This is a genomic window from Streptomyces afghaniensis (assembly GCF_044327915.1).
GTDB lineage: Bacteria > Actinomycetota > Actinomycetes > Streptomycetales > Streptomycetaceae > Streptomyces > Streptomyces afghaniensis.
The window spans coordinates 571,050-592,818 of record NZ_JBIRGJ010000002.1 but is presented as its reverse complement, the minus strand read 5'-3'; the positions used below and the strand labels follow the sequence as shown (position 1 = coordinate 592,818).

Below are 21,769 nucleotides of genomic sequence, written 5' to 3'. Positions count from 1 at the left end.
TGATGTCGCAGATGCCCCAGTTGTCCGCCTGCCCGAGTTGCGAGGAACCCCTCGAATCGGGTGACCGTTTCTGCGGCGCGTGCGGATACGACCTGTCCGCCGTGCCGGCACGGCCGGAGGACAACCCGACCATCACCATGAACGGCTCGGTGCCCGCGCAGGGCGCTCCGGCCGGTGCGTATCCCGAGCCGCCGTCGGTGCCACCCGCCGGCGCGGCCTGGCTCGCCCCGGGGCCGGACGCACCCCCGCCCCCCGGTGCCCCGCCGGCCGCGGGGGTCCGCTTCGACCATCCGCCCCAGGCCGAGGGGCACCCGGCCCCGCCCGGCGGCTACGCGCCACAGCCCGAGGAATATCCGGCACCGTCCGAGACCTACCAGGCGCAGCAGCCCGACGAGTACCTCCTCCAGGCACCGGACCCACGGGTGTCCGCCGACCCGGCGGCCCAGGCCGCTGGCGCCGGCGGCAAGGTCTGCGTGGCCTGCCGGGCCGGCCGCGTGGACGACGACGGCTACTGCGAGAACTGCGGCCACGCCCAGCCGCGCGAACGGGACCACATGGAGCAGGAGTCCGGCCCGGTGGCCGCGGTCAGCGACCGCGGCCTGCGCCACCACCGCAACGAGGACGCGTTCGCCATCGGCAGCACCGCGCTGCCGGACGGCTCGCCCGCCTCCGTGGCGATCGTCTGCGACGGCGTCTCCTCGGCGACCCGCCCCGACGACGCATCGATGGCTGCCTCGAAGGCGGCGAGCGAGGCACTGCTGGCCGCCCTGCCGCGCGGCACGCACCCGCAGCAGGCGATGCACGACGCGATCATCGCCGCCTCGCGCGCGGTCAACTCCCTCGCCGCGGAACCCGCCATGGCCCGCGAGCACGCCCCGCACCAGAACGCCCCCGCGTGCACCATCGTCGGCGCCGTCGTCACCTCCGGCCTGCTGATCGTCGGCTGGGTCGGCGACAGCCGCGCCTACTGGGTCCCGGTCGACCGGAGCGCGCCCCCCGCCCGGCTCACCGAGGACGACTCCTGGGCGGCGCAGATGGTCGCCGCGGGCCTGATGAACGAGGCCGAGGCATACGCCGACGAGCGCGCCCACGCGATCACCGGCTGGCTCGGCGCGGACGCCTACGAACTGGAACCGCACACCGCCGCGTTCAAGCCCGACCGGCCCGGCGTGGTCGTGGTCTGCACGGACGGCCTGTGGAACTACGCGGAGGCCGCCGACGAGATGGCCAGGGTCGTCCCCCTCGACGCAGCCACGCATCCGCTGCACAGCGCCCGGGTGCTCGTCGGCCACGCCCTGGACGGCGGGGGCCACGACAACGTAACAGTGGCCCTCGTGCCGTTCCCGGCCGTCCCCCAGGGGGCAGGATCGGCCTGAGGCCGCGTTACGGGGGCGGCTCAGCGGACCGGAGGGGACCGGTCCGCCTACCGTCATCACCCCGCTCCGGTGGGGGCTTTCGAGGGGGATCGAAGCAGGCATGGCCAATTTCTCGAAGTCGAACGTGCCCCAGTTCTCGGTGGACGTGTATCAGAACGAGTACCTGCCGGAGGGTGCCGGCGAGGTCAACGCCATCGTCACGGTGACGGCGACCGGCGGCGGCACGATCGGCAGCGCGGTCTCGGCGCCCCACCTCTTCTCGCCCGGCCAGGGCCCGTCCGCGGCCGTGGCGATCATGGTCGACTGCTCCGGGTCGATGGACTACCCGGCGACCAAGATGCGCAACGCCCGCGACGCCACGGCCGCCGCGATCGACACCCTGCGCGACGGCGTGCACTTCGCCGTGATCGGCGGGACACACGTGGCCAAGGAGGTCTACCCGGGCGGCGGGAACCTCGCGGTCGCCGACGCCACCACTCGCGAGCAGGCCAAACGCGCGCTGCGCTCGCTCAGCGCGGGCGGCGGCACGGCCATCGGCACCTGGCTGAAACTGGCCGACCGCCTGCTGTCCTCCGCGGACGTCGCCATCCGGCACGGCATCCTGCTCACCGACGGCCGCAACGAACACGAGTCGCCCCAGGACCTGAAGGCCGCGCTCGACGCGTGCGCGGGGCGCTTCACCTGTGACGCGCGCGGCGTGGGCACCGACTGGGAAGTGAAAGAAGTCACAGGGATCGCCTCCGCCCTGCTCGGCACCGCCGACATCGTCGCCGACCCGGCCGGGCTCGCCGCCGACTTCACGCAGATGATGGAGACGGCGATGGGCAAGGAGGTCGCGGACGTCTCCCTGCGGCTGTGGACCCCGGTCGACACCACTGTGAAGTTCGTCAAGCAGGTCGCGCCCACGGTCGAGGAACTGACCGGTCGGCGCACCGAGGCGGGCCCCCGGGCGGGCGACTACCCCCTTGGTTCCTGGGGAGACGAGTCCCGTGACTACCACGTCTGCGTCGAGGTCCCGGCCGCGCACATCGGCCAGGAGATGCTGGCGGCCCGGATCTCGCTGGTCATTCCGCAGCCCGACGGCACCGTCCAGAACCTCGGCGCGCAGGGCCTGGTCCGTGCCGTGTGGACGGACGACATGGTCGCCTCGACGTCGATCAACCCTCAGGTCGCCCACTACACCGGGCAGGCAGAACTGGCACAAGTCATCCAGCAAGGGCTGGATCTCCGTAAGTCGGGAGATATGGACGGAGCAACGGCCAAACTGGGCCGGGCCGTTCAGCTCGCGAGTGCCTCCGGGAACGCCGATACTGCGAAACTGCTTGCGAAGGTGGTGGACGTGGTCGATGCCGCGACCGGTACTGTGCGACTGAAGGCGAAGGTCGAAGAGGCCGACGAGATGACGCTCGAGACCCGGTCCACCAAGACCGTTCGCGTGAAGAAGTGACCTAGAAGGAATCGAAGGAGGGACGCGCCGACATGCCGACCTGCCCGAACGGACACCAGTCGGGTTCCGACGACTGGTGCGAGGTCTGCGGTCACCGCATGGCGGGTGCCGTGCCTCCGCCTCCTCCCCCGCCGCCACCGCCCGGCGGCTACGGCTTCCCGCCCCCGGGCGGCCCTGGCGGCCCTCCCGGCGGCCCCGGTGGCCCTCCCGGTGGGCGTCCTCCGCACCTGTCCGCCGTACCGAACGCCGAGCCGGAGCTCTGCCCGCAGTGCCGTACGCCGCGTGAGGGCGGCGCACCGTTCTGCGAGGAGTGCCGGTGGAACTTCCTGACGAACACGGCGACTTCGTACACCCCCGCGGCCCCGCCCCCGCCGGCGCCCGGCCCGGGCGTGCGCTTCCAGCCGCCGGGCCAGCCCGGTCAGTCCGGTCCTCCTGGCCCTCCCGGCCCGCCCGGTCCGTCGTACGGCGGCGGTGACTCGTACGAGTACCAGGGCTCCCGCCCGTCGCAGGTGAACCGCCCGGCCGAGCCGATCCCACCCTTCGGCAGCGACCCCTCGGGCCACCCCGGCCCGGGAGGGCCCGGCGGCCCCGGCGGCCCCGGCGGTCGTCCCGGCCCGGGTGGCCCCGGCGGGCATGGTGGCCCTGGCGGTCCTCCCGGTCCGCCCGGATTCGGCCCCGACCCCTCGCGTCCGGTCCCGCCTCCGCCCGGCCCGGGTGGCCCCGGTGGCCCCGGCGGTCCCGGCGGCGCACCGCAGGGTTTCCAGCAGTCCGGCCCGCCGGCTCCGCCCGGGTTCCCGCAGGAGCCCCAGCGCCCGCAGCAGGGCGGCCAGTCCTTCGGCGGCGGCGGTGACGACTGGGTGATCTCCCCGCCGTCGTCCACCGGCCCGGGCGGCGGCCCTGGCGGCCCCGGTGGCGGTCAGGGGGGTGGCTACGGCTATCCGCAGCCCGGTGCGACCCAGGCCCCGCCCGGCCCTCCTGGCGGTCAGGGCGGTGGCTACGGCTACCCGCAGCCCGGCGCGACCCAGGCCCCGCCCGGCCCCGGCGGCTTCCCGCAGCAGCCCCAGGCGCCCCAGGGACCCGCGACCTGGACCGCGACCATCGGTCCGGACCGTGACTACTTCATGGCGATGATGCAGCGCTCCGGCCCCGAGGCCGCGGGCCTGAACCTGCCCGCGTACTCGCCCGAGCAGCAGCGCACGCTGACCGGCAACCAGATCACGATCGGCCGCCGCCGGCACTCCACCGGCGACACCCCCGACATCGATCTCTCGGTGCCGCCGGAGGACCCGGGCGTCTCGCACCAGCACGCGGTACTGGTCCAGCAGCCCGACGGAAGTTGGGCGGTCGTCGACCAGAACTCGACGAACGGCACGACGGTCAACGGCTCGGAGGACCCGATCCAGCCGTTCGTCCCCGTGCCGCTCCAGGACGGCGACCGGGTGCACGTGGGCGCCTGGACGACGATCACGATCCGCCGCGGCTGAGAGCCCGGCCTCGTCACGTCGGGAGGGGCCAGGCGTACGGCCCCTCCGGGTCGTCCAGCCAGGCCCACTCCCGGTCCCCGCTGACCGTGATGCCGTAACGCTCGCGCTGCGGCCTGCCCTCCTGCTGCCACAGTGAGTGCGCCTCCTGCGGGTCGAGGCTGCCGCGGGTCAGGGCCAGCAGGAAGCGGAACAGGTCGTCCTCCCTGGCCCGGCGCGGTACGCCGCCCAGCTGGAGCGGCTCGCCCCCGGGCCGGCTCACGCCGCGCAACGGCACGAAGTAGGCGGGCGTGTGCAGGAAGCGCCCCTCGGCATGGTCGGCGTCGGTGACCGTGAGCACCACCAGGCCCGTGGCGAGCGGCATCAGGATCCGGCCACCGGGGCGGCTCTGGGCGAGCCAGGCGCGCGGCACAGTGCTCAGCGAGCAGGTGGCGATGATCCGGTCGAACGGCGCGCGTTCGGGCACGCCCCGGGCGCCGTCGCCGGTGACGACGACCGGCTGGTACCCGGCCGCGGCCAGATGTCGGCGGGCCGACTCGGTGATCTCCGGGTCGAGATCGACGGTGGTGACGCGGTCGTCGCCCAGCCGGTGGGCGAGCAGCGCGGCGTTGTAGCCGGTGCCGGCGCCGATCTCCAGGACCGTGTTCCCGTCCTCGACGCGCAGCGCGGCCAGCATGTCCGCCATCAGGGACGGCTGGCTGCTGGAGGAGAGCAGTTCGCCGTCGCGCAGCCGGGTCGCCAGTGGGGTGTCCTCGTAGGCGCCCCGTATCCACCGCTCACGCGCCCGCGGGTCGGGGCTCTCGCCCCACCGGCGTTCGTAGCCGCCGGCGACGCCGACGTAGTAGTACGGCACGAAGAGGTGGCGCGGGACCGCCGCGAACGCCTCCCGCCACACCGGGTCGGCGGCCCAGGCCCCGCTCGCGTCGATCCGGCGCACCAGTGCCGCCCGCGCGGAGGCGGCGAGATCGTCCTGTTCCCTGTCGGGTGCATGCCCGCCCATACCCCCACAGTAAGGGCACGGGGGCTGGTCCTAGGCCTTGAGTCCTATGCCCCCGTGTCTGAGAGCATGGAGGGCGTGAGAGAGATTCGGCGCGGCACGCTTCAGGAGCAGACCTTCTACGAGCAGGTCGGCGGGGAGGAGACCTTCCGTCGGCTCGTCCACCGTTTCTACGAGGGAGTCGCCGAGGACCCACTGCTGCGGCCCATGTATCCCGAGGAGGACCTGGGCCCGGCCGAGGAGCGCTTGACGCTCTTCCTCATCCAGTACTGGGGCGGCCCCACGACGTACAGCGACAACCGCGGCCACCCGCGCCTGCGGATGCGGCACGCGCCCTTCACGGTCGACCGTGCGGCGCACGACGCCTGGCTGAAGCACATGCGGGTCGCCGTCGAGGAACTCGGGCTCTCCGAGGAGCACGAGCAGACGCTGTGGAACTACCTGACGTACGCGGCGGCGTCGATGGTGAACGCCCCGGGCTGACGCCCCGGGGTGCCAGGCGGGGGCCTGGTGACGGTCAGCGCAGGATGCCAGGCAGGGGCCTGTGACGGTCAGCGGACGCTGACGTCCAGCGCCCCGAGCCCGGCCTGCCGTACGGCGACCGATCCGTAGGGCGTGCGCAGCCTGAGCCACGCGCCCGACGCGAACAGCGCCGGCTGCACCTCGGGCCGCAGGAAGCCGAGCGACTGCGCGGCGTGGACGGCGCGGACCGGGAGCCGGGTGTCGCCGACCGTACGGGACCAGATGTCCCGTCCGATCCCGTCCAGCTCGGCCCTCGTGCGCCGCTCCGGCGGCAACTCCTGCGTACGGGACCGGAACTCGGCGACGGCGGCGGCCACGAGGGACCGCAACGTGTCGGGCGCCGGCAGCCCCGGCTCGGGCCGCCAGCCGCCGCGCGGCGGCAGCACGCCCGCCCAGGGCGGCCCGGTCACCGCGCCCGGCACGACGGCCGTGGCGCCCTTCTCGTCCACCGACTCCAGCAGCTCACCGGCGGACACGGTCACGTCCAGCGTGACGTCGAGCCCGTCCTCGTACGGCTTCGCCAGCCGCACCGCGCGCACGGCCAGCACCTCGAAGGACGGCGGCCGGCCGAACACGGCGAGCGCGGTGCCGGCCGCCTGGAGGCGCACCGCGGCCCCGCGGTCGTAATGGAGCAGCCGGGAGAGGAAGGCCGCGAGATCCGCCGCCTCCCCCTCGTCGGCGAGGTGGAGCACCGTCATGCGGCGACGGCCTCCTCCTCGTCGTCGTCCGTGTACTCCCGGAGGAACTCGCGTTCCTCCGAGGTGAGGCGGCGCGGGCGCTGTGCCTCGAAGTCGAACGGCACTATCACCGTCGAGGCCCGGACGTAGACCACGTCGTCGTCCTTCACCTCGTAGGTGAGGGTGAAGGACGCCGCCCTGATCTCCGTGACCCACAGCTCGATGTCCACCGGGTGGTGCCGGTGGACCAGCTGCCGCTTGTAGTCGATCTCATGGCGTGCCACCACGGACCCCTGCTTGAAGTCCTTCTCCGGGCGGAACAGGAAGTCGATACGGGCCTCCTCCAGGTAGCGGAGGAACACCACGTTGTTGACGTGGCCGTACGCGTCCATGTCCGCCCAGCGCAGCGGGCAGCGGTAGATGTGCCGCAAGATCAGCCCCGGGTCAGCTTCTTGTAGGTGGCGCGGTGCGGACGCGCGGCGTCCGGGCCGAGCCGCTCGATCTTGTTCTTCTCGTACGACTCGAAGTTGCCCTCGAACCAGAACCACTTGGACTCGCCCTCGTAGGCGAGGATGTGCGTGGCGATGCGGTCCAGGAACCACCGGTCGTGGGAGACGACGACGGCGCAGCCGGGGAACTCCAGCAGCGCGTTCTCCAGGCTGGAGAGGGTCTCGACGTCCAGGTCGTTGGTCGGCTCGTCGAGGAGCAGCAGGTTGCCGCCCTGCTTGAGGGTGAGCGCGAGGTTCAGCCGGTTGCGCTCACCGCCGGAGAGCACCCCGGCCGGCTTCTGCTGGTCCGGACCCTTGAACCCGAAGGCGGAGACGTACGCACGCGACGGCATCTCGACCTGGCCCACGTTGATGTAGTCCAGCTCGTCGGAGACGACCGCCCAGAGCGTCTTCTTCGGGTCGATGTTCTCGCGGCTCTGGTCGACGTAGGAGATCTTGACGGTGTCGCCGACCTTGATGGCACCGGAGTCCGGCTCCTCGATGCCCTGGATCATCTTGAACAGGGTCGTCTTGCCGGCGCCGTTCGGGCCGATGATGCCGACGATGCCGTTCCGCGGCAGCGTGAAGCTGAGGTCGTCGATGAGCAGCTTCTCGCCGAAGCCCTTGGTGAGGTTGTTGACCTCGACGACGACGTTGCCCAGGCGCGGGCCCGGCGGGATCTGGATCTCCTCGAAGTCCAGCTTCCGCATCTTGTCGGCCTCGGCGGCCATCTCCTCGTAGCGGGCCAGACGCGCCTTGGACTTGGCCTGCCGCCCCTTGGCGTTCGACCGCACCCAGTCGAGCTCTTCCTTGAGGCGCTTCTGCCGCTTGGCGTCCTTCTGGCCCTCGACCTTGAGGCGGGCCGCCTTGGTCTCCAGGTACTTCGAGTAGTTGCCCTCGTAGGGGTAGAGGCGGCCGCGGTCGACCTCGCAGATCCACTGGGCGACGTTGTCGAGGAAGTACCGGTCGTGGGTGACCGCCACGACGGTGCCCGGGTACTTGGCCAGGTGCTGCTCCAGCCAGTTCACGGACTCGGCGTCGAGGTGGTTGGTGGGCTCGTCGAGCAGCAGCAGGTCGGGCTGCTCGAGCAGCAGCTTGCACAGCGCGACGCGGCGGCGCTCACCGCCGGACAGGTTGGTGACGGGCCAGTCGCCGGCCGGGCAGCCCAGGGCGTCCATGGCCTGCTCCAGCTGGGCGTCGAGGTCCCAGGCGTTGGCGTGGTCGAGCTGCTCCTGGAGCTTGCCCATCTCGTCCATGAGCTCGTCGGTGTACTCGGTCGCCATCTGCTCGGCGATCTCGTTGAACCGGTCGAGCTTGCCCTTGATCTCGGCGACACCCTCCTGGACGTTCTCCAGGACGGTCTTCTCCTCGTTCAGAGGGGGCTCCTGGAGCAGGATGCCGACGGTGTAGCCGGGGGAGAGGAAGGCGTCGCCGTTGGACGGCTGCTCGATCCCGGCCATGATCTTGAGGATGGTCGACTTGCCGGCGCCGTTCGGGCCGACGACGCCGATCTTCGCTCCCGGGTAGAAGCTGGTCGTCACGTCGTCGAGGATCACCTTGTCGCCGTGCGCCTTACGCGCCTTGCGCATGGTGTAAATGAACTCAGCCAAGAGAAACCGTCCGGCAGCTTGAATACGGCAGTGGGCAGATACACCCCATCTTGCCGTACCGCCACCCCTGGGTGGAAACGCGTATGTCCGAGGGGCCCTGACCTGGGGCTTCAGGGCTGGTGGCTGAGACCCGTCTGTCGCTGGGGTGCCGCGACTCCACCGCGCCGGGCTATCGTGCCGCCGTGGCCAGCGCAGCGGACCGCCCCTTCCAGCGGACGTCGAGTCATATGTTGGCGGCGTGCTGAGGACGTGGGGGGCAGGGTGAAGGTTCCTACGGCGTTGATCGGTGCTCAGGTGGACAGCACAGCGTTTGATCTGCATGTTCGGCTGAGTTTCTCTGCCCTGGACCCGGACGAGGGGTACCGGCTGGGTGCCGAGTTGATATTGGATACGCCGTTTCTGTTCCGGGACGCTGCCGACGAGTGGCACGAGCTGGACCCCGGCACAGGTGTGAGTCTCGCCCCCGTTCTGGCGCTCTTCGGGCAGACAGTGGCTACGGTCGATGTCCGCGACCGAGGTGTGTTGGTCATCGACTTTCAGGACGGCGCAGGGCTGTGGGTGGGCCCGGACCCGCAGTTCGTGTCCTGGCGTCTCATCGGGTACGGAATCGAGCCGATCACGGTCGGGCCTGGGGGCGAGGAGAACTGGGAGCGCTGACCACCCCGGAGCGCTGGTTGCCCACGCGAACTGCAGGCGGCCGAGCGGGCCGGGGAACTGCTGGGCAAGGTGGTCGGCGCCGAACCGGTGTCGCCGGTGCGGTACTACGCGCGACTCGTCGGCACGTCGGAGCCGGAATCAGCACTGAATGTCGCGGTTCGTGCCCGCAGTGAGGAGACAGCCGCAGCCGGACCCGATCCTGTGGCGGCCGAGCAGGCACGGGTGGCGTGGGAGCGGCTGGTGCGGCGGCTGAGCACGGAGCCGGCCGGCCGACGGGTGGAGGTCCTCCACCGGCCGGGGGGAAGAAATGCTGCTCGACGGCTGCCTGCGGACCCGCTGTGTCGAGCTGGCGGTGCACATCGAGGACCTCGCGCTCATGCGTGGGCAGTGATCGCCGGGCGCCCGACGGCGCAGTCGCCGTAGCGGTGGACGTCCTCGTCGCAGCCGCCCGCGACCGGCACGGGGATCAGGCCGTGCTGCATGCGCTGGCCAGGCGAGATCGCGATGTCGACCAGGCTCTGCGCGTGCTGTAGCCCGGAAACACGGCATGCATGTCCACGGCCCCTCATCGGCAAGAAAACCGCTGGTGAGGGGCGTATTCATGCCCTCGCGTGGCGAGTTTGGTGTCAGTGCCGGTCGCCGTTGAGGGGCTCCGGTGCTGTCGCGCCGTCGTCCTCTCCGAAGTCCGGGGCCTGGTGCTAGCTTGGAGGAGCTACCGGCTGGGGGATCAGCGACTCACCGCTGTGCTCCTGGGCAGCAATGAAGCGTCCAAGCAATGCCCAAACCGCGGCGCAGCTCTCCACGTACTCCAAAGCTGAGATGCCGGACACGTCAGGTGAGTGAGCCGCTCGGTTCCGAAGGGCGACAAGCTCCGCGATGATTTCCGCGACATCAGTGTCCAGATCGGCGGCGACGAGATCTTCCGCCCACCGGCGGGGAGTGATGGGGAAGACGCGATGGGTGTGCTCGTTGTTCCACGAAGTCCCTCGCACGAGACGGTGAGCTTCAGAGAGCCTTAGCTCTACGCGCCTCCATGCTGCCATGATTGCCGCGTCTGGTGCTGACGCCGCGACATCACGCAGAGCGTCAAAAGCGTCGAGCTCTTGTCCACCGTGCCGGACATCTGAACGTGAATGATCCGGAATCGGGCTTGTGCTGTCTGACTCGCTCACGGCCTCGACTGCCGCGTTGTGAACCTGATTTACATCGGCGGCAAACTCAAGATCGCCAGCGGGTGTACTGATCACGCTAAGTCTTCCTATTAAACCCACTAGATGGGTGCGCAATAGATAGACCAGGATCACAATCATGACGGGCCATGCGAGCGCCTCCACGTATGCAAGCACGATCTTGGCAGTCTCCACACTCACATAATGCGCAAAGTGGTAGATCGGTATGCGTGGCCACCCCAGCCGACGACAGCCCGCCACGACGACGGGTCAGCCGACTGCTCCGACGTGTGTGCCTTCGCTGCACTCCTCCACGCTGCGGCCATGCTGCTGACGTCGTCGACCAGAGCAACCCATGGCACCCGCGGCGATTCGGCGTTGATCTTGAGGCAGGCTGTTTCGTCGGTGGGCCGTCTCAACTCCACTGCGCTTCTCCGTGGTTCGCCAGGCCACTGCTGAATGTGACCCGGCTGACCTGGCGACGACCTTCTGGTTCGCGAGCTGCTGCGTGGTGACCGCGCTCCTACAGCGAGCTGCGCGCGGCCTTGCCCATGGCGTCGGACAAGGTGCTGTCCGACCGGTTGGCACAGCTGGGCGACGCCGGAGTCGTGGAGCGCGACCGTCGACCGGGCTGGCTGCCGCGCGTGCGCTACGCGCTCACCCGGAGTGGACACCGCCTCGGACCTGTCCTCCAGGCCTTGAGGGACTGGGGGGCGGAGGCCTGACGCAGCGATCTTCGGTTGGCGGAAGCCGTACGGATTCCTCGCAGCGCCGGCGCGTCTGATGTCCCGGAGTTGACGCGCATCAAGGTGCACCCGTCGTGCAAACATGACCTCCCTACCGCCTGGCCTCCCGTGTCCGGGGTAGGCAGCTTGGTGATCGAGGGGGGACTGATGGCTCAGAGAAGGAGTGCGATGCGTGCACGGCGGACCGGGGTGGGCGTCGTGACGGTGCTGGCGTGCCTCGCGCTGACGGCTTGCGGAGCCGAGATCGATGTCCGGAACGCGGCACCCGGGCAGGAGAAGACCGTCATCGACGTGCCCGCCGGCACGGTGCTCAATCCGGCGCGCTGGCCGGACGCCTGCTCGTTCGTCACCGACGCCGAGATCATGGCGATACTGCCGCAGGCGAAGGAGTTCAGCCGGGAGTCGGACTGGGTCAAGCTCTCCGAGGAGGGCGCCCTCGGCGGGAAGGCGGGCGCCGGGCTCGCCTCCGACGGCAAGTGCGACTACTCGTTCGAGCTGCCGCAGAACGGCGGGTACAAGGGGCACATCGAAGGCTGGGGCGCCTTCGACGTCGAGATCCTCGCAGTGGCCGACCCGAAACTGCTCACCCGGTACGTCGCCGAGTCCAAGGCCGCGCACGGGAAACGGGCGGTCGTCCTCGAAACGGACGCCAGGACGTTCGGAGCCGATGAGTGTTACTCCCATACGAGGTCCAAGAACGAGATACCGACCGTCGTCTGCCGCAAAGGCCCGCTCGCGTTCCAGAGCAAGGGCGTGAGCTTCAACTACATCGACTTCGAGGGCGCCGAAGAGGACAGTGCCGCCTTCGACGAGATCGTCAAGGAACGGGTCACCCCTGCCGTCTTCCGCGCCATTACGGCGAACCTCTGACCCTCCGGAACAGTGACCGTGGGGTCACGCTCTGCACGCACTTCGTACCGGGCCGCCGGTCATGCCCACGACGGCCCAGGGACGGTGCGAGCCGTCGCCTGGCACTGCCCCTCATCGGCAAGAAAACCGCTGGTGAGGGGCGTATTCATGCCCTCGCGTGGCGAGTTTGGTGTCAGTGCCGGTCGCCGTTGAGGGGCTCCGGTGCTGTCGCGCCGTCGTCCTCTCCGAAGTCCGGGGCCTGGAAGGGGTTCGTGGTGGGAGGAGGCGAGGCCGTGGCCGTGCCGTGGGGTGCCCCTTCCGGGGCGGAGAAGAGCGAGGTCAGATCGATGGGAGGTCTCCTTCTGGTGCCAAGCCCCGGGAGGGACCTGGTGTGCCGTGACCGGGCACAGCGGTGTCAGAGCTTGGTCATCTTGGCGTACGGGCTCAGGATCCGGTGCTGGGCGGAGCCGAAATCGACGAGGACCGCGATTCCGTCCTCGATGCCGATGACCCGGCCGAGGCCGTACATGTCATGTGTGACCTGGTCGCCCACAGCGAAGTGCTTGGGAGCTGGAATGACCGGGGCCCTGAAGGGGCTGGTGGGCAGATGGCGCTTCGGTGCAGCAGGCTTTGTCATTGCCCCTAGTATGCGCCCTCGCGTGTTCGGGCGTCTTCGTCTGTCCATCTCCGATGTCCCGCAGGGCCCCGGCCGGTCTCGCGGGCGATCTCGCGGGCGGTCTCGCGGGCCGGCCTCTCTCACGCCCCGAAGTGCGCCCGCAAGCGCTCCTGCGCCCCCTCCCCGGCTCCCACCGTGTCCAGCCCCAGCAGCGCCGCCCCCAGGACAGGGCCGGCCGAGACCACCTGCGGGATCGCCTTGGGCGCTCGGTCGGACAGCAGGTCGGCGATCCTGCCGTTCAGCTGCGCGTGCTGGGCGGCCAGGACCCCGCCGCCCAGGAGGACGGGCGTCGGCTCGTCCAGCAGGTCCAGGCGGGTCAGGGCCACCACGGCCATCGCGACCACCTCGTCCGCCTGCCGCTCGACGATGGTGCGGGCGACCGGGTCGCCGTCCGCCGCCGTCGCGAAGAGGACCGGCGTCAGCTCGTGGCGACGGGATTGTTCTATGTCGCCCAGGTGCAGCGCCTCGATGAGGGCGTACATGGACGGCAGGCCGAAGTGGGCGGGGAGGGTGCGGGCCAGGGCGGTGGGGCGTCCGCGGCCGTCCTCCGCGCGGGCCGCGTGCCACAGGGCCTCCTCCGACAGGCCCCAGCCGCCGCCCCAGTCGCCCGAGACCCTGCCCAGTGCCGGGAAGCGGGCCGTGCGGCCGTCGGGGCGCATGCCGACGCAGTTGATGCCCGCGCCGCAGACGACCGCGACACCCCGGGGTTCCGTCACACCGGCCCGGAGGATCGCGAAGGTGTCGTTCCGGACCGTCACCGTCGCGCCCCAGCCGCGAGCGCGCAGCGCGGCCGCCAACCGGTCCTCCTCGACCGGGAAGTCGGCGTTGGCGAGGCACGCCGAGAGGTGGTCGACCGTGGTGAGTCCGGCAGCGGACAGGGCCTGGGCGACCGTGTGGGTGAGAGTGGCCATCGCCGTGTCCAGGCCGACCGCGGGCGGGCGGAAGCCACCCCCGCGTGCCGTGGCCAGGACCTCTCCGTCCGCCGTCACGATCGCGACGTCCGTCTTGCTGTTGCCGGCGTCGATGGCGAGGACACGTGCGGTCAGGCCCACGCGAGGTGCTCCCGGTTGTGTGCGATGAGTCGGTCGGTGAGCGCCTCGGCGTACTCGTACTGGCCGATGAGGGGGTGCGAGAGGAGGGCCCGGAAGACGCGGGTCCTGCCGCCGTGCAGAGCCGCCTGAAGGGCCAGGTCCTCGTACGTCGTCACGTTCGCCATCAGGCCCGCGTAGAGGGGGTCCGTGGAGGGGACCGGGAGGGGCGAGGCTCCCTGGGGGCCCACCGCCGCCTGTACCTCGATCACCGCGTCGTCGGGGAGGAAGGGGAGCGTGCCCCGGTTGTACGTGTTCACCACCTGGTACGGGGTGCCGCCGCCCAGCAGGGCCGCCGCCAGGTCCACCGCCGCCTCCGAGTAGTACGCGCCGCCCCGCTTGGCGAGCAGGGCCGGCTTCTCGTCCAGGGACGGGTCGGCGTACAGGGCGAGCAGTTCGCGTTCCATGGCGGCCACTTCGGCCGCGCGGGAGGGCTTCGTTCCGAGTTCTCGTACGACTTCGTCGTGCGCGTAGTAGTAGCGCAGGTAGTAGGAGGGGACCGCGCCCAGGCGGTCGAAGAGGGGGCGGGGGAGGCGCAGGTCCGCCGCGATCGTGTCGCCGTGGTCGGCGAGCAGTTTGGGCAGGACGTCCTCGCCTTCCGGGCCGCCGAGGCGTACTCCCGTCTCCCAGGTGAGGTGGTTGAGGCCCACGTGGTCCAGGTGGACTTCCGGGGGCTCGACGCCCAGCAGGCCCGCGAACTTGCGCTGGAGGCCGATCGCCACGTTGCACAGGCCCACCGCCTTGTGGCCGGCCTGGAGCAGGGCGCGGGTCACGATGCCGACCGGGTTGGTGAAGTCGATGATCCAGGCGTGCGGGTTCGTACGGCGTACCCGGTCCGCGATGTCCAGGACGACCGGGACCGTGCGCAGGGCCTTCGCGAGGCCGCCGGCGCCGGTGGTCTCCTGGCCCACGCAGCCGCATTCCAGGGGCCACGTCTCGTCCTGCTCGCGGGCCGCCTGGCCGCCGACCCGGAGTTGCAGGAGGACCGCGTCCGCGCCGTCCACCGCCTCGTCGAGGCTGGTCGTCGTGGTGATGCGGCCGGTGTGGTCCTGGCGGGCGAAGATGCGGCGGGCGAGGCCGCCCACCAGGTCAAGGCGGTCCCGCGCCGGGTCCATCAGGACCAGTTCCTCGACGGGCAGGGTGTCCCTCAGGCGGGCGAAGCCGTCCACGAGTTCGGGGGTGTAGGTCGAGCCTCCGCCGACCACGGTGAGTTTCATGTGTCTAACCCTTTACTCCTGTGAGCGTGACACCCTCTACAAACGCCTTCTGGGCGAAGAAGAACACGAGGATCACGGGGGCCATCACCAGCACGGTGGCGGCCATGGTGAGGTTCCAGTCGGTGTGGTGGGCGCCCTTGAACGACTCCAGGCCGTAGGAGAGGGTCCAGGCGCCCGGGTTCTCCGAGGCGTAGATCTGGGGTCCGAAGTAGTCGTTCCACGCGTAGAAGAACTGGAAGAGGGCCACTGCGGCTATACCCGGTTTCGCCATCGGGAGGACGACCTTCAGGAGGGTGCGCAGGTCGCCGCAGCCGTCCACCTTGGCCGCGTCCAGGTACTCGTCGGGGATCGTGGTGAGGAACTGGCGCAGCAGGAAGATCGAGAACGCGTCGCCGAACGCCATGGGGATGATCAGCGGCCAGAGCGTGCCGGACAGGTCGAGCTGCTTCGCCCAGAACAGGTACATCGGGATGATGATCACCTGCGGCGGCAGCATCATCATCGAGATGACCAGCATCAGGGCGAGGTTGCGGCCACGGAAGCGGAACTTCGCCAGCGCGTAGGCCACCGGGATCGAGGAGATCACCGTGAGCGCCGTGCCCAGGACCGCGTAGAACAGGGTGTTCCGCCACCAGGTGAGGAAGCCCGGGGTGTCGAAGACCCTGCGGTAGTTGTCCCATTCCCAGGTGTGCGGGATCAGGTCGCGGCTGAGCGCCTGGCTGTCGCTCATGAGTGAGGTGAGGAAGACGAAGAGGAAGGGGAGGGTGAAGAAGAGGGCCGCCGCGACGCCCACGGAGTGGATCGCGATCCACTCCAGGAACGCCCTGCGGTGGGCCGTGCGTTCCGCGGGAGAGGGCGGCGCCTTCGACTCCAGTGGCTTGTCCAGTAGTTGTGTCATCGTTCACCTGCCTGGATCAGACCGCCCTTGCGGCGCATGAGCAGTGCGGTGAAGGCCATGGAGAGGGCGAAGAGGACCAGGGCGACCACGCAGGCGGAGCCGTAGTCGAAGCGCTGGAAGCCCAGGTTGTAGACGAGTTGGGGGAGGGTGAGGGTCGACTTGTCCGGATAGCCGGGCTCGAACTGGGTGCCCGCGCCCTGGATCACGCCCGAGGCGACCTTTCCGGCGATCAGCGGCTGTGTGTAGTACTGCATGGTCTGGATCACGCCGGTGACGACCGCGAACATGACGATCGGGGAGATGTTCGGGAGCGTGACGTAGCGGAAGCGCTGCCAAGGCGTCGCGCCGTCCAGTTCGGCAGCCTCGTACTGCTCCTTCGGCACGTCCAGCAGCGCGGCCATGAAGATGACCATCAGGTCGCCGATGCCCCAGAGGGCCAGGAGGGTGAGGGCCGGCTTCGACCAGGCGGGGTCGTTGAACCAGCCGGGGGCGGGGAGCCCGGTCTTCTCCAGGAGGGAGTTGACCGGGCCCGTGCCGGGGTTGAGGAGGAAGGCGAAGGCCATGGTGGCCGCCACGGGCGGGGCCAGGTACGGCAGGTAGAAGAGGGTGCGGAAGACACCCGTGCCCGTCTTGATCTTGGTGATCAGCAGGCCCACGCCCAGGCCGAAGGCGACCCGGAGCGTGACCATGACGAGGACCAGCCACAGGGTGTTGCGCAGGGCGGGCCAGAACAAGGGGTAGTGCTCGAAGACGTACGTCCAGTTCTTCGTGCCCGACCACGTCGGCGGCTTGAAGCCGTCGTAGTGCATGAAGGAGAAGTAGACGGTGGAGAGCAGGGGGTAGGCGAAGAAGACCGAGAAGCCGATCAGCCAGGGGGCGAGGAAGGCGAGGGTGCGCAGCGTCGAACGGCGGTGCTTCGCGCGCAGTGTGTAGGTGCCCACGGTGCTCATGGCCTACTTCGCCTGCGCGATGTCCGTGTCGATCTGCCGGGCCGTCTTCTTCAGGCCGGCCTTGAGGTCGGTGGCCTTGCCGCTCTCGTAGTCGTAGCCGAACTCCTGGATCGTGGTGAGGTAGACGCCGCCGTTGACGGAGGCGGGGGCGGTGGTGGAGTCCGGGTTGGCGGCGATCTCCAGGAACGTCTTGAAGCGCGGGTCGTACTTCAGGTTCGGGGACTTCAGGGCCGCGAGCGTGGACGGCACGTTGTGGATGGCGTTGGAGAAGTTCACCACCGCGTCCGTGTCGGTGGTCATGTACTTCACCAGCTCCCAGGCCGCGTTCTGCTTCGTGCTGGTCGCCGCGATACCGGCGATGGTGCCGGTGATGTAGCCCTTGCCGTACTGGTCGGCCTGGTCGTCGGGGACGGGCAGCGGGGCCACGCCGATCTCGAACTTCGGCTTGGTGTCCAGGGCCATGCCCAGGCGCCACTCGCCGTCGAGCTGCATGGCGACCTGGCCGGTGTGGAAGGGGTGCTTGGGGCCCCACTCGTCACCGAGCCCGGAGCGGTAGGTCTCCAGCTTTCGGTAGCCGCCGAGTGTGTCGACCAGCTTCTTCTGGACCGTGAAGGCCTTTTCGAAGGCGGGGTCCTTGGCCACGTTCGACTTGCCGTCCTTGTCGAAGTACGTGGGGGAGAACTGGCCGAGGTAGTGCTCGGTGGTGGTCTCCCAGCCGTGGTAGTTCGGCATGAAGCCGAGCTGCTTGTACGTGTTGCCCTGGGGGATCGTCAGCTTCTCGGCGACCTTCTCGAACTCGGACCAGGTCTTCGGCGGGCTTGTGATGCCCGCCTTCTCGAACGCCGTCTTGTTGTAGTAGAGGCCGTACGCGTCGCCGAGGAGGGGGACAGCGCAGCGGTCTCCTTCGAACTGGGTGTACTCGTTCATCGCCTTCGGGAAGGTCTTCTCGGGGTCTATGCCCGACTTCTCGAAGAACGGGTTGAGGTCCACCAGGGCACCGGAGGAGCAGAACCTCCCGACACTGTTCGTGGTGAAGGACGAGATCACGTCCGGGGCCTTGCCGCCGCCGGCGCGCAGGGCCTGGTTGATCTTGTCGTCGGTCATGTTGCCGACGACGTTCACATGGATGTTGGGGTGCGTCTTCTCGAAGCCGGCGACCAGGTCCTTGACGGCCTTCACCTCGGAGGGCGCGCTCCAGGCGTGCCAGAAGTTCAGGGTCGTCTCCTTGGAGGCGTCGTCGGAGGCGCCGGAGTCCGCCTGGCCCGTACAGGCCGTGGCGAGGAGGGCGAGGGAGGCGGAGGCGGCGAGGGCGATGGCTGCTTTTCTGGATATTCCGGGCATGGCAGAGCTCCCTGAGGTACGGGGGAAGGAGGGAAATACCGGGGAGGGGGGTGGGGTCAGCGGGAGGTGTCGAAGACCTCGTCGCGCGTGGTCGCGAGCGCGCTCTCCAGCGCGCCGCGCAGCACGGGGTGTTCACGGACGTCGCCCACGACCAGGCGTGGGCGCGACGCGGCCAGTTCCTCCAGCTCGGCCTGGACGAGGGCGCGCAGCGGCTCGCCGCCCGAGGTGAGGGACGCGCCGCTCAGCACGACGAGCTCGGGGTCGAGGACCGAGACGAGGGAGGCCAGACCGGTGGCCAGCCGGGTCGCGTAGGTCCGCAGGAGGCGGCGATGCGGTTCGTCGTCGGTCTCCGCGGCCCGGGCCACCAGGTGTGCGGCGGCCTCGGCGTACGGGCCCGAGGGGATGTCCTCGATGCCGAGTTCGCGGGCCAGCTCCGGGACGGCCTGGGAACCGGCCAGCTCCTGGTAGCCGCCGCTGTTGGCCTTGGTGACCTGGCGGACCAGGGGTGTGCCCGGCACGGGCAGGAAGCCGACCTCGCCGGCGCCGCCGGTCCAGCCGCGGTGCAGCCGGCCGCCCAGGACCAGGGCGGCGCCCAGGCCCTCCTGGTTCCACAGCAGCACGAAGTCCGTGTGGTCCCGGGCCGCGCCGAGGCGCTGTTCGGCGAGTGCGACCAGGTTGACGTCGTTCTCGTACTCGAACGGCATCGGCAGGGCGGCGGCGAGCTCGTCCAGCAGGGTGGGGGAGTGCCAGCCGGGGAGGTGGGAGGCGTAGCGCAGACGGCCCGTGGTGGGGTCGAAGGCGCCCGGGGTGCCGATCACGAGCCGGTGGACGTCGTCCCGGGCGAGGCCCGCCGCCTTCACGGCGCCGTCCAGAGCGTCGGTGACCTGCTGGACGACCGGGGTGCCGGTGCGCCTGCCGGGGGTGGGCAGCTCGTGGCGGCCGACCGTACGGCCGGTGATGTCGGCGACGGCGGCGAGGATCCGCTGGGGAGTGACGTCGAGCCCGGCGGCGTAACCGGCCGCCGGGTTGACCTCGTACAGCTGGGCGTTCGGGCCCGGTCGGCCTTCGGTGGTGCCGGTGGCCAGGACGAGGCCCGCGGCCTCCAGGCGGGCCAGGAGCTGGGAGGCGGTCGGCTTGGACAGGCCGGTGAGCTTGCCGATCCGGGTGCGGGACAGCTGTCCGTGCTCCAGCAGCAGGTCCAGGGCGGCCCGGTCGTTCATGGCGCGCAGGACGCGCGGGGTGCCCGGCGTGCCGGCGGTTCCTGCCATGCGTGTCCACACCTGCCCTTCGGCTGCTCAGCTTCTCAGTGATCCGGCGGGGAAGTCCATCGGCCGACCTGCGCCCGACCACTGTTAGGAAAGTTTCCTATCGGTGGGAGGAAGGTAATCCGGCGCCGCACGGGCGTCAATAGGGGACGGTTCAGGCAACGCAGTCGTTACCCGGGCGTGCGAAGCCGGGCAGGCGGGCCCGGGCGTGCGGACCCGGGCGTGCGGACCCGGGCATGCGAAAGGGCGGCACCCGGAAGCCCGGGTGCCGCCCCCTTCGTACTGCCGGTCGGCTACTTCGTGGTGCTCGTCGGCGGTGCGACGGGCGTGAGCGGGGACGCCGCCGCCGACTGCGGGGACGACGAGTTCGCGTACACCGACGGGGCCGCCATCCCCGCCGTCGGGTCGGCGGGCGTTTCCTCCACGGGGGCCGTGGCGCCCCCGACGATCCGGATGCCCGCCGCGTCGAAGGCCCGCTTGATGCGCCAGCGCAGCTCGCGCTCCACGGTCAGGGACTTGCCGGGCATGGTCTTGGCGGAGATGCGCACGACCATGGAGTCCAGCAGGACGCTGTCCAGGCCGAGGACCTCGATCGGGCCCCACAGCAGCTCGTTCCAGGGCTCCTCGGCGCTCATCTTCTCGGCGACCTCGTCCAGCGTCGCCTTGACCTTGTCCAGGTCCTCACCGGCGTGGACCGTGACGTCGACGTTGGCCGTCGCCCAGCCCTGCGACAGGTTGCCGATGCGCTTGACCTCGCCGTTGCGGACGTACCAGATCTCGCCGCCGTCACCGCGCAGCTTGGTCACGCGCAGGCCCACCTCGATCACCTCGCCGGAGGCGACGCCCGCGTCGATGGTGTCGCCGACGCCGTACTGGTCCTCAAGGATCATGAAGACGCCGGAGAGGAAGTCGGTGACCAGGTTGCGGGCGCCGAAGCCGATCGCGACACCGGCGACACCGGCCGAGGCCAGCAGCGGGGCCAGGTTGATCTGGAAGGTGCCCAGGACCATCAGCGCGGCCGTGCCCATGATCAGGAACGACGCCACCGAGCGCAGCACCGAGCCGATCGCCTGCGAGCGCTGGCGACGGCGCTCGACGTTGACCAGCAGCCCGCCGATCCCGGAGCCGTCCACGGACTGGCCGGTCCGGTTCATGCGGTCTATCAGCTTGGTGATCGCGCGCCGGACGACGACCCTCAGCACGGCCGCTATCACCACGATCAGCAGGACCCGCAGGCCGATCGCGAGCCACGTCGACCAGTTCTGTTCGACCCAGCCCGCGGCGTTCGTCGCCTTCTCCTGGGCGTCCTGGAGCGAGGGCACTCTCGGAGTCTCTGTGTCCGAGGGAGTCGGCGACGGCGACGGACCGGCGGCGAGCAGGGCGGCGGACAAGGACACGGCAGGTACCTCCAGGTGCAGCGGTCTGCCCCGGCGCGGTGGTTCGGGGGGTCAAGGTCACGACTGGGTCACCGAAGGGGCAGAACCACCACACTAACGGGGCATTGTGTGTGCCCTTGCCGGATGTGTGAAGGAGAGACCGTGCTCACCTGGGCTTGAACAGGCCATGATCCGGGGGATGAATCAGATGTGGTCGAAAACACTCCCAGCCCGTTACGGGGACATGGTGGCGCTTTCACCAGGCATGAGGGGAGACTGGCTACGAATCGTCCCGGCGCGAGCCACGCGCCGCCGGCGTCCAAGGAGGCATCCGTGCCGCACGTCCTGGTCCTCAACGCGTCGTACGAGCCGCTAGGTGTCGTACCGCTCCGCCGCGCGCTCGTCCTCGTCCTCGAGAACAAGGCCGTATGCCTCGAGGAGTCCGGCGCCTATCTGCACAGCGCGACCGTCACAGTCCCCGCACCCAGCGTGGTCCGGCTCAAGCGATTCGTCCGGGTTCCCTATCGGGGGCCCGTTCCTCTGACCCGCCGGGCGCTGTTCGCCCGCGACGGGGGCCGGTGCATGTACTGCGGTGGCGTCGCAACCAGCGTCGACCACGTCATCCCGCGCAGCCGCGGGGGCAAGCACGTCTGGGACAACGTGGTGGCGTCCTGCCGCCGCTGCAACCACGTGAAGGCCGACCGTCACCTCTTCGAGATCGGCTGGCGGCTGCGCCACAAACCCGCTCCGCCCTCCGGCCTGGCCTGGCGCATCATCGGGACCGGCCATAGGGACCCGCGCTGGCTGCCGTACTTGCAGCCGTACGGCGCGGACGACGCCTTGGCCCGGATCGACGGCATTTCCGCCTGACGAGGATCCGGGCCTTCGTATTGCCGCGTGCGGCCGGCCGACCGGCCCGGGGAACCCCCGTTCCCCCGG

21 protein-coding genes are annotated in these 21,769 nt (G+C 70.2%); 8 read left to right on the top strand and 13 right to left on the bottom strand.

The window, feature by feature from the left end; translation table 11 throughout:
• The first annotated feature begins 2 nt into the window (after positions 1-2).
• The 3 genes from ACH4G3_RS08865 (at position 3) to ACH4G3_RS08855 (ending at position 4,307) form a co-directional block, all read left to right on the top strand.
• Positions 3-1,376, top strand: coding sequence for a PP2C family protein-serine/threonine phosphatase (locus ACH4G3_RS08865; RefSeq protein WP_397623815.1), 1,374 nt, complete (start codon positions 3-5; stop codon positions 1,374-1,376).
• Positions 1,377-1,476: 100 nt separating this feature from the next.
• Entirely contained in the window at positions 1,477-2,823 is a 1,347-nt protein-coding gene (locus tag ACH4G3_RS08860) for a vWA domain-containing protein (RefSeq protein ID WP_397623814.1), read from the top strand.
• A 32-nt stretch (positions 2,824-2,855) separates the two neighbouring features.
• The gene (locus tag ACH4G3_RS08855) at positions 2,856-4,307 is read left to right on the top strand and encodes an FHA domain-containing protein (RefSeq protein ID WP_397623813.1); all 1,452 of its coding nucleotides are present in this window, start codon (positions 2,856-2,858) and stop codon (positions 4,305-4,307) included.
• 13 nt (positions 4,308-4,320) lie between these two features.
• Here ACH4G3_RS08855 and ACH4G3_RS08850 read toward each other — a convergent pair whose 3' ends face one another.
• On the bottom strand, positions 4,321-5,304 hold the full coding sequence (locus ACH4G3_RS08850) for a methyltransferase domain-containing protein (RefSeq protein ID WP_397623812.1): 984 nt from the start codon (positions 5,302-5,304) through the stop codon (positions 4,321-4,323).
• A gap of 66 nt (positions 5,305-5,370) precedes the next feature.
• Here ACH4G3_RS08850 and ACH4G3_RS08845 point away from each other — a divergent pair, with 66 nt between their 5' ends.
• Positions 5,371-5,784, top strand: a complete 414-nt coding sequence (locus ACH4G3_RS08845) for a globin (protein WP_020275394.1) — start codon at positions 5,371-5,373, stop codon at positions 5,782-5,784.
• Between the two features lie 68 nt (positions 5,785-5,852).
• On the opposite strand, the gene ACH4G3_RS08840 is transcribed toward ACH4G3_RS08845, so the two are convergent.
• Genes ACH4G3_RS08840 through ettA form a run of 3 tightly spaced genes read right to left on the bottom strand, consistent with a single transcriptional unit; the run spans position 5,853 to position 8,598 of the window.
• Positions 5,853-6,521: a DUF8185 domain-containing protein gene (locus tag ACH4G3_RS08840; protein WP_397623811.1), complete on the bottom strand. Its 669-nt coding sequence runs from the start codon at positions 6,519-6,521 to the stop codon at positions 5,853-5,855.
• Entirely contained in the window at positions 6,518-6,931 is a 414-nt protein-coding gene (locus ACH4G3_RS08835) for an acyl-CoA thioesterase (protein WP_243380696.1), read from the bottom strand. Before ACH4G3_RS08835 ends, ACH4G3_RS08840 begins: the two co-directional genes overlap by 4 nt.
• A 2-nt stretch (positions 6,932-6,933) precedes the next feature.
• Positions 6,934-8,598 (bottom strand): energy-dependent translational throttle protein EttA, encoded by a 1,665-nt coding sequence (gene ettA / locus ACH4G3_RS08830; protein ID WP_397623810.1) that lies wholly within the window; start codon positions 8,596-8,598, stop codon positions 6,934-6,936.
• 249 nt (positions 8,599-8,847) lie between these two features.
• Here ettA and ACH4G3_RS08825 point away from each other — a divergent pair, with 249 nt between their 5' ends.
• A complete protein-coding gene (locus tag ACH4G3_RS08825) occupies positions 8,848-9,255 on the top strand; it encodes a DUF6188 family protein (protein ID WP_397623809.1) in 408 nt (135 codons plus the stop codon).
• 698 nt (positions 9,256-9,953) lie between these two features.
• Here the strand turns inward: ACH4G3_RS08825 and ACH4G3_RS08820 are convergent.
• On the bottom strand, positions 9,954-10,619 hold the full coding sequence (locus ACH4G3_RS08820) for a hypothetical protein (RefSeq protein WP_397623808.1): 666 nt from the start codon (positions 10,617-10,619) through the stop codon (positions 9,954-9,956).
• A gap of 356 nt (positions 10,620-10,975) precedes the next feature.
• Between ACH4G3_RS08820 and ACH4G3_RS08815 the strand changes: the two genes are divergently transcribed.
• Together ACH4G3_RS08815 and ACH4G3_RS08810 are read left to right on the top strand one after the other, a co-directional pair.
• Positions 10,976-11,149: a winged helix-turn-helix transcriptional regulator gene (locus tag ACH4G3_RS08815; protein ID WP_397623807.1), complete on the top strand. Its 174-nt coding sequence runs from the start codon at positions 10,976-10,978 to the stop codon at positions 11,147-11,149.
• Positions 11,150-11,338: 189 nt separating this feature from the next.
• Entirely contained in the window at positions 11,339-12,040 is a 702-nt protein-coding gene (locus tag ACH4G3_RS08810; RefSeq protein WP_397623806.1) for a hypothetical protein, read from the top strand.
• Between the two features lie 394 nt (positions 12,041-12,434).
• Here ACH4G3_RS08810 and ACH4G3_RS08805 read toward each other — a convergent pair whose 3' ends face one another.
• The 8 genes from ACH4G3_RS08805 to ACH4G3_RS08770 all read right to left on the bottom strand — a co-directional run bounded on the left by ACH4G3_RS08805 (position 12,435) and on the right by ACH4G3_RS08770 (position 20,851).
• Entirely contained in the window at positions 12,435-12,656 is a 222-nt protein-coding gene (locus ACH4G3_RS08805) for a hypothetical protein (protein WP_029181646.1), read from the bottom strand.
• A 119-nt stretch (positions 12,657-12,775) separates the two neighbouring features.
• Positions 12,776-13,747 (bottom strand): N-acetylglucosamine kinase, encoded by a 972-nt coding sequence (locus tag ACH4G3_RS08800; protein WP_397623805.1) that lies wholly within the window; start codon positions 13,745-13,747, stop codon positions 12,776-12,778.
• Positions 13,738-15,000 (bottom strand): 6-phospho-beta-glucosidase, encoded by a 1,263-nt coding sequence (locus tag ACH4G3_RS08795; protein WP_397623804.1) that lies wholly within the window; start codon positions 14,998-15,000, stop codon positions 13,738-13,740. The genes ACH4G3_RS08800 and ACH4G3_RS08795 overlap by 10 nt, the downstream gene beginning before the upstream one ends.
• 4 nt (positions 15,001-15,004) lie before the next feature.
• Entirely contained in the window at positions 15,005-15,898 is an 894-nt protein-coding gene (locus tag ACH4G3_RS08790; protein ID WP_397623803.1) for a carbohydrate ABC transporter permease, read from the bottom strand.
• Positions 15,895-16,839, bottom strand: a complete 945-nt coding sequence (locus ACH4G3_RS08785) for a carbohydrate ABC transporter permease (RefSeq protein WP_397624097.1) — start codon at positions 16,837-16,839, stop codon at positions 15,895-15,897. Before ACH4G3_RS08785 ends, ACH4G3_RS08790 begins: the two co-directional genes overlap by 4 nt.
• Positions 16,840-16,851: 12 nt before the next feature.
• Positions 16,852-18,189 carry an ABC transporter substrate-binding protein gene (locus tag ACH4G3_RS08780; RefSeq protein ID WP_397623802.1) on the bottom strand — a complete coding sequence of 446 codons (1,338 nt, stop codon included), beginning with the start codon at positions 18,187-18,189 and terminating at the stop codon, positions 16,852-16,854.
• A 56-nt stretch (positions 18,190-18,245) separates the two neighbouring features.
• Positions 18,246-19,457 (bottom strand): ROK family transcriptional regulator, encoded by a 1,212-nt coding sequence (locus tag ACH4G3_RS08775; protein WP_397623801.1) that lies wholly within the window; start codon positions 19,455-19,457, stop codon positions 18,246-18,248.
• A gap of 290 nt (positions 19,458-19,747) precedes the next feature.
• A complete protein-coding gene (locus ACH4G3_RS08770) occupies positions 19,748-20,851 on the bottom strand; it encodes a mechanosensitive ion channel family protein (RefSeq protein ID WP_397623800.1) in 1,104 nt (367 codons plus the stop codon).
• Between the two features lie 312 nt (positions 20,852-21,163).
• On the opposite strand from ACH4G3_RS08770, the gene ACH4G3_RS08765 reads away from it, so the two are divergent.
• The gene (locus tag ACH4G3_RS08765; protein WP_010046718.1) at positions 21,164-21,700 is read left to right on the top strand and encodes an HNH endonuclease; all 537 of its coding nucleotides are present in this window, start codon (positions 21,164-21,166) and stop codon (positions 21,698-21,700) included.
• Positions 21,701-21,769 lie beyond the last annotated feature (69 nt).

Excerpts from the sequence above, each read along its gene's own strand:
- ACH4G3_RS08855 (WP_397623813.1), top strand. The coding sequence starts at position 2,856 with ATGCCGACCTGCCCGAACGGACACCAGTCGGGTTCCGACGACTGGTGC.
- ACH4G3_RS08790 (WP_397623803.1), bottom strand. The coding sequence starts at position 15,898 with ATGACACAACTACTGGACAAGCCACTGGAGTCGAAGGCGCCGCCCTCT.
- ACH4G3_RS08810 (WP_397623806.1), top strand. The coding sequence starts at position 11,339 with ATGCGTGCACGGCGGACCGGGGTGGGCGTCGTGACGGTGCTGGCGTGC.
- ACH4G3_RS08840 (WP_397623811.1), bottom strand. The coding sequence starts at position 6,521 with ATGACGGTGCTCCACCTCGCCGACGAGGGGGAGGCGGCGGATCTCGCG.
- ACH4G3_RS08795 (WP_397623804.1), bottom strand. The coding sequence starts at position 15,000 with ATGAAACTCACCGTGGTCGGCGGAGGCTCGACCTACACCCCCGAACTC.
- ACH4G3_RS08860 (WP_397623814.1), top strand. The coding sequence starts at position 1,477 with ATGGCCAATTTCTCGAAGTCGAACGTGCCCCAGTTCTCGGTGGACGTG.
- ACH4G3_RS08780 (WP_397623802.1), bottom strand. The coding sequence starts at position 18,189 with ATGCCCGGAATATCCAGAAAAGCAGCCATCGCCCTCGCCGCCTCCGCC.
- ACH4G3_RS08845 (WP_020275394.1), top strand. The coding sequence starts at position 5,371 with ATGGAGGGCGTGAGAGAGATTCGGCGCGGCACGCTTCAGGAGCAGACC.
- ACH4G3_RS08865 (WP_397623815.1), top strand. The coding sequence starts at position 3 with ATGTCGCAGATGCCCCAGTTGTCCGCCTGCCCGAGTTGCGAGGAACCC.
- ACH4G3_RS08815 (WP_397623807.1), top strand. The coding sequence starts at position 10,976 with ATGGCGTCGGACAAGGTGCTGTCCGACCGGTTGGCACAGCTGGGCGAC.
- ACH4G3_RS08850 (WP_397623812.1), bottom strand. The coding sequence starts at position 5,304 with ATGGGCGGGCATGCACCCGACAGGGAACAGGACGATCTCGCCGCCTCC.
- ACH4G3_RS08775 (WP_397623801.1), bottom strand. The coding sequence starts at position 19,457 with ATGGCAGGAACCGCCGGCACGCCGGGCACCCCGCGCGTCCTGCGCGCC.
- ACH4G3_RS08805 (WP_029181646.1), bottom strand. The coding sequence starts at position 12,656 with ATGACAAAGCCTGCTGCACCGAAGCGCCATCTGCCCACCAGCCCCTTC.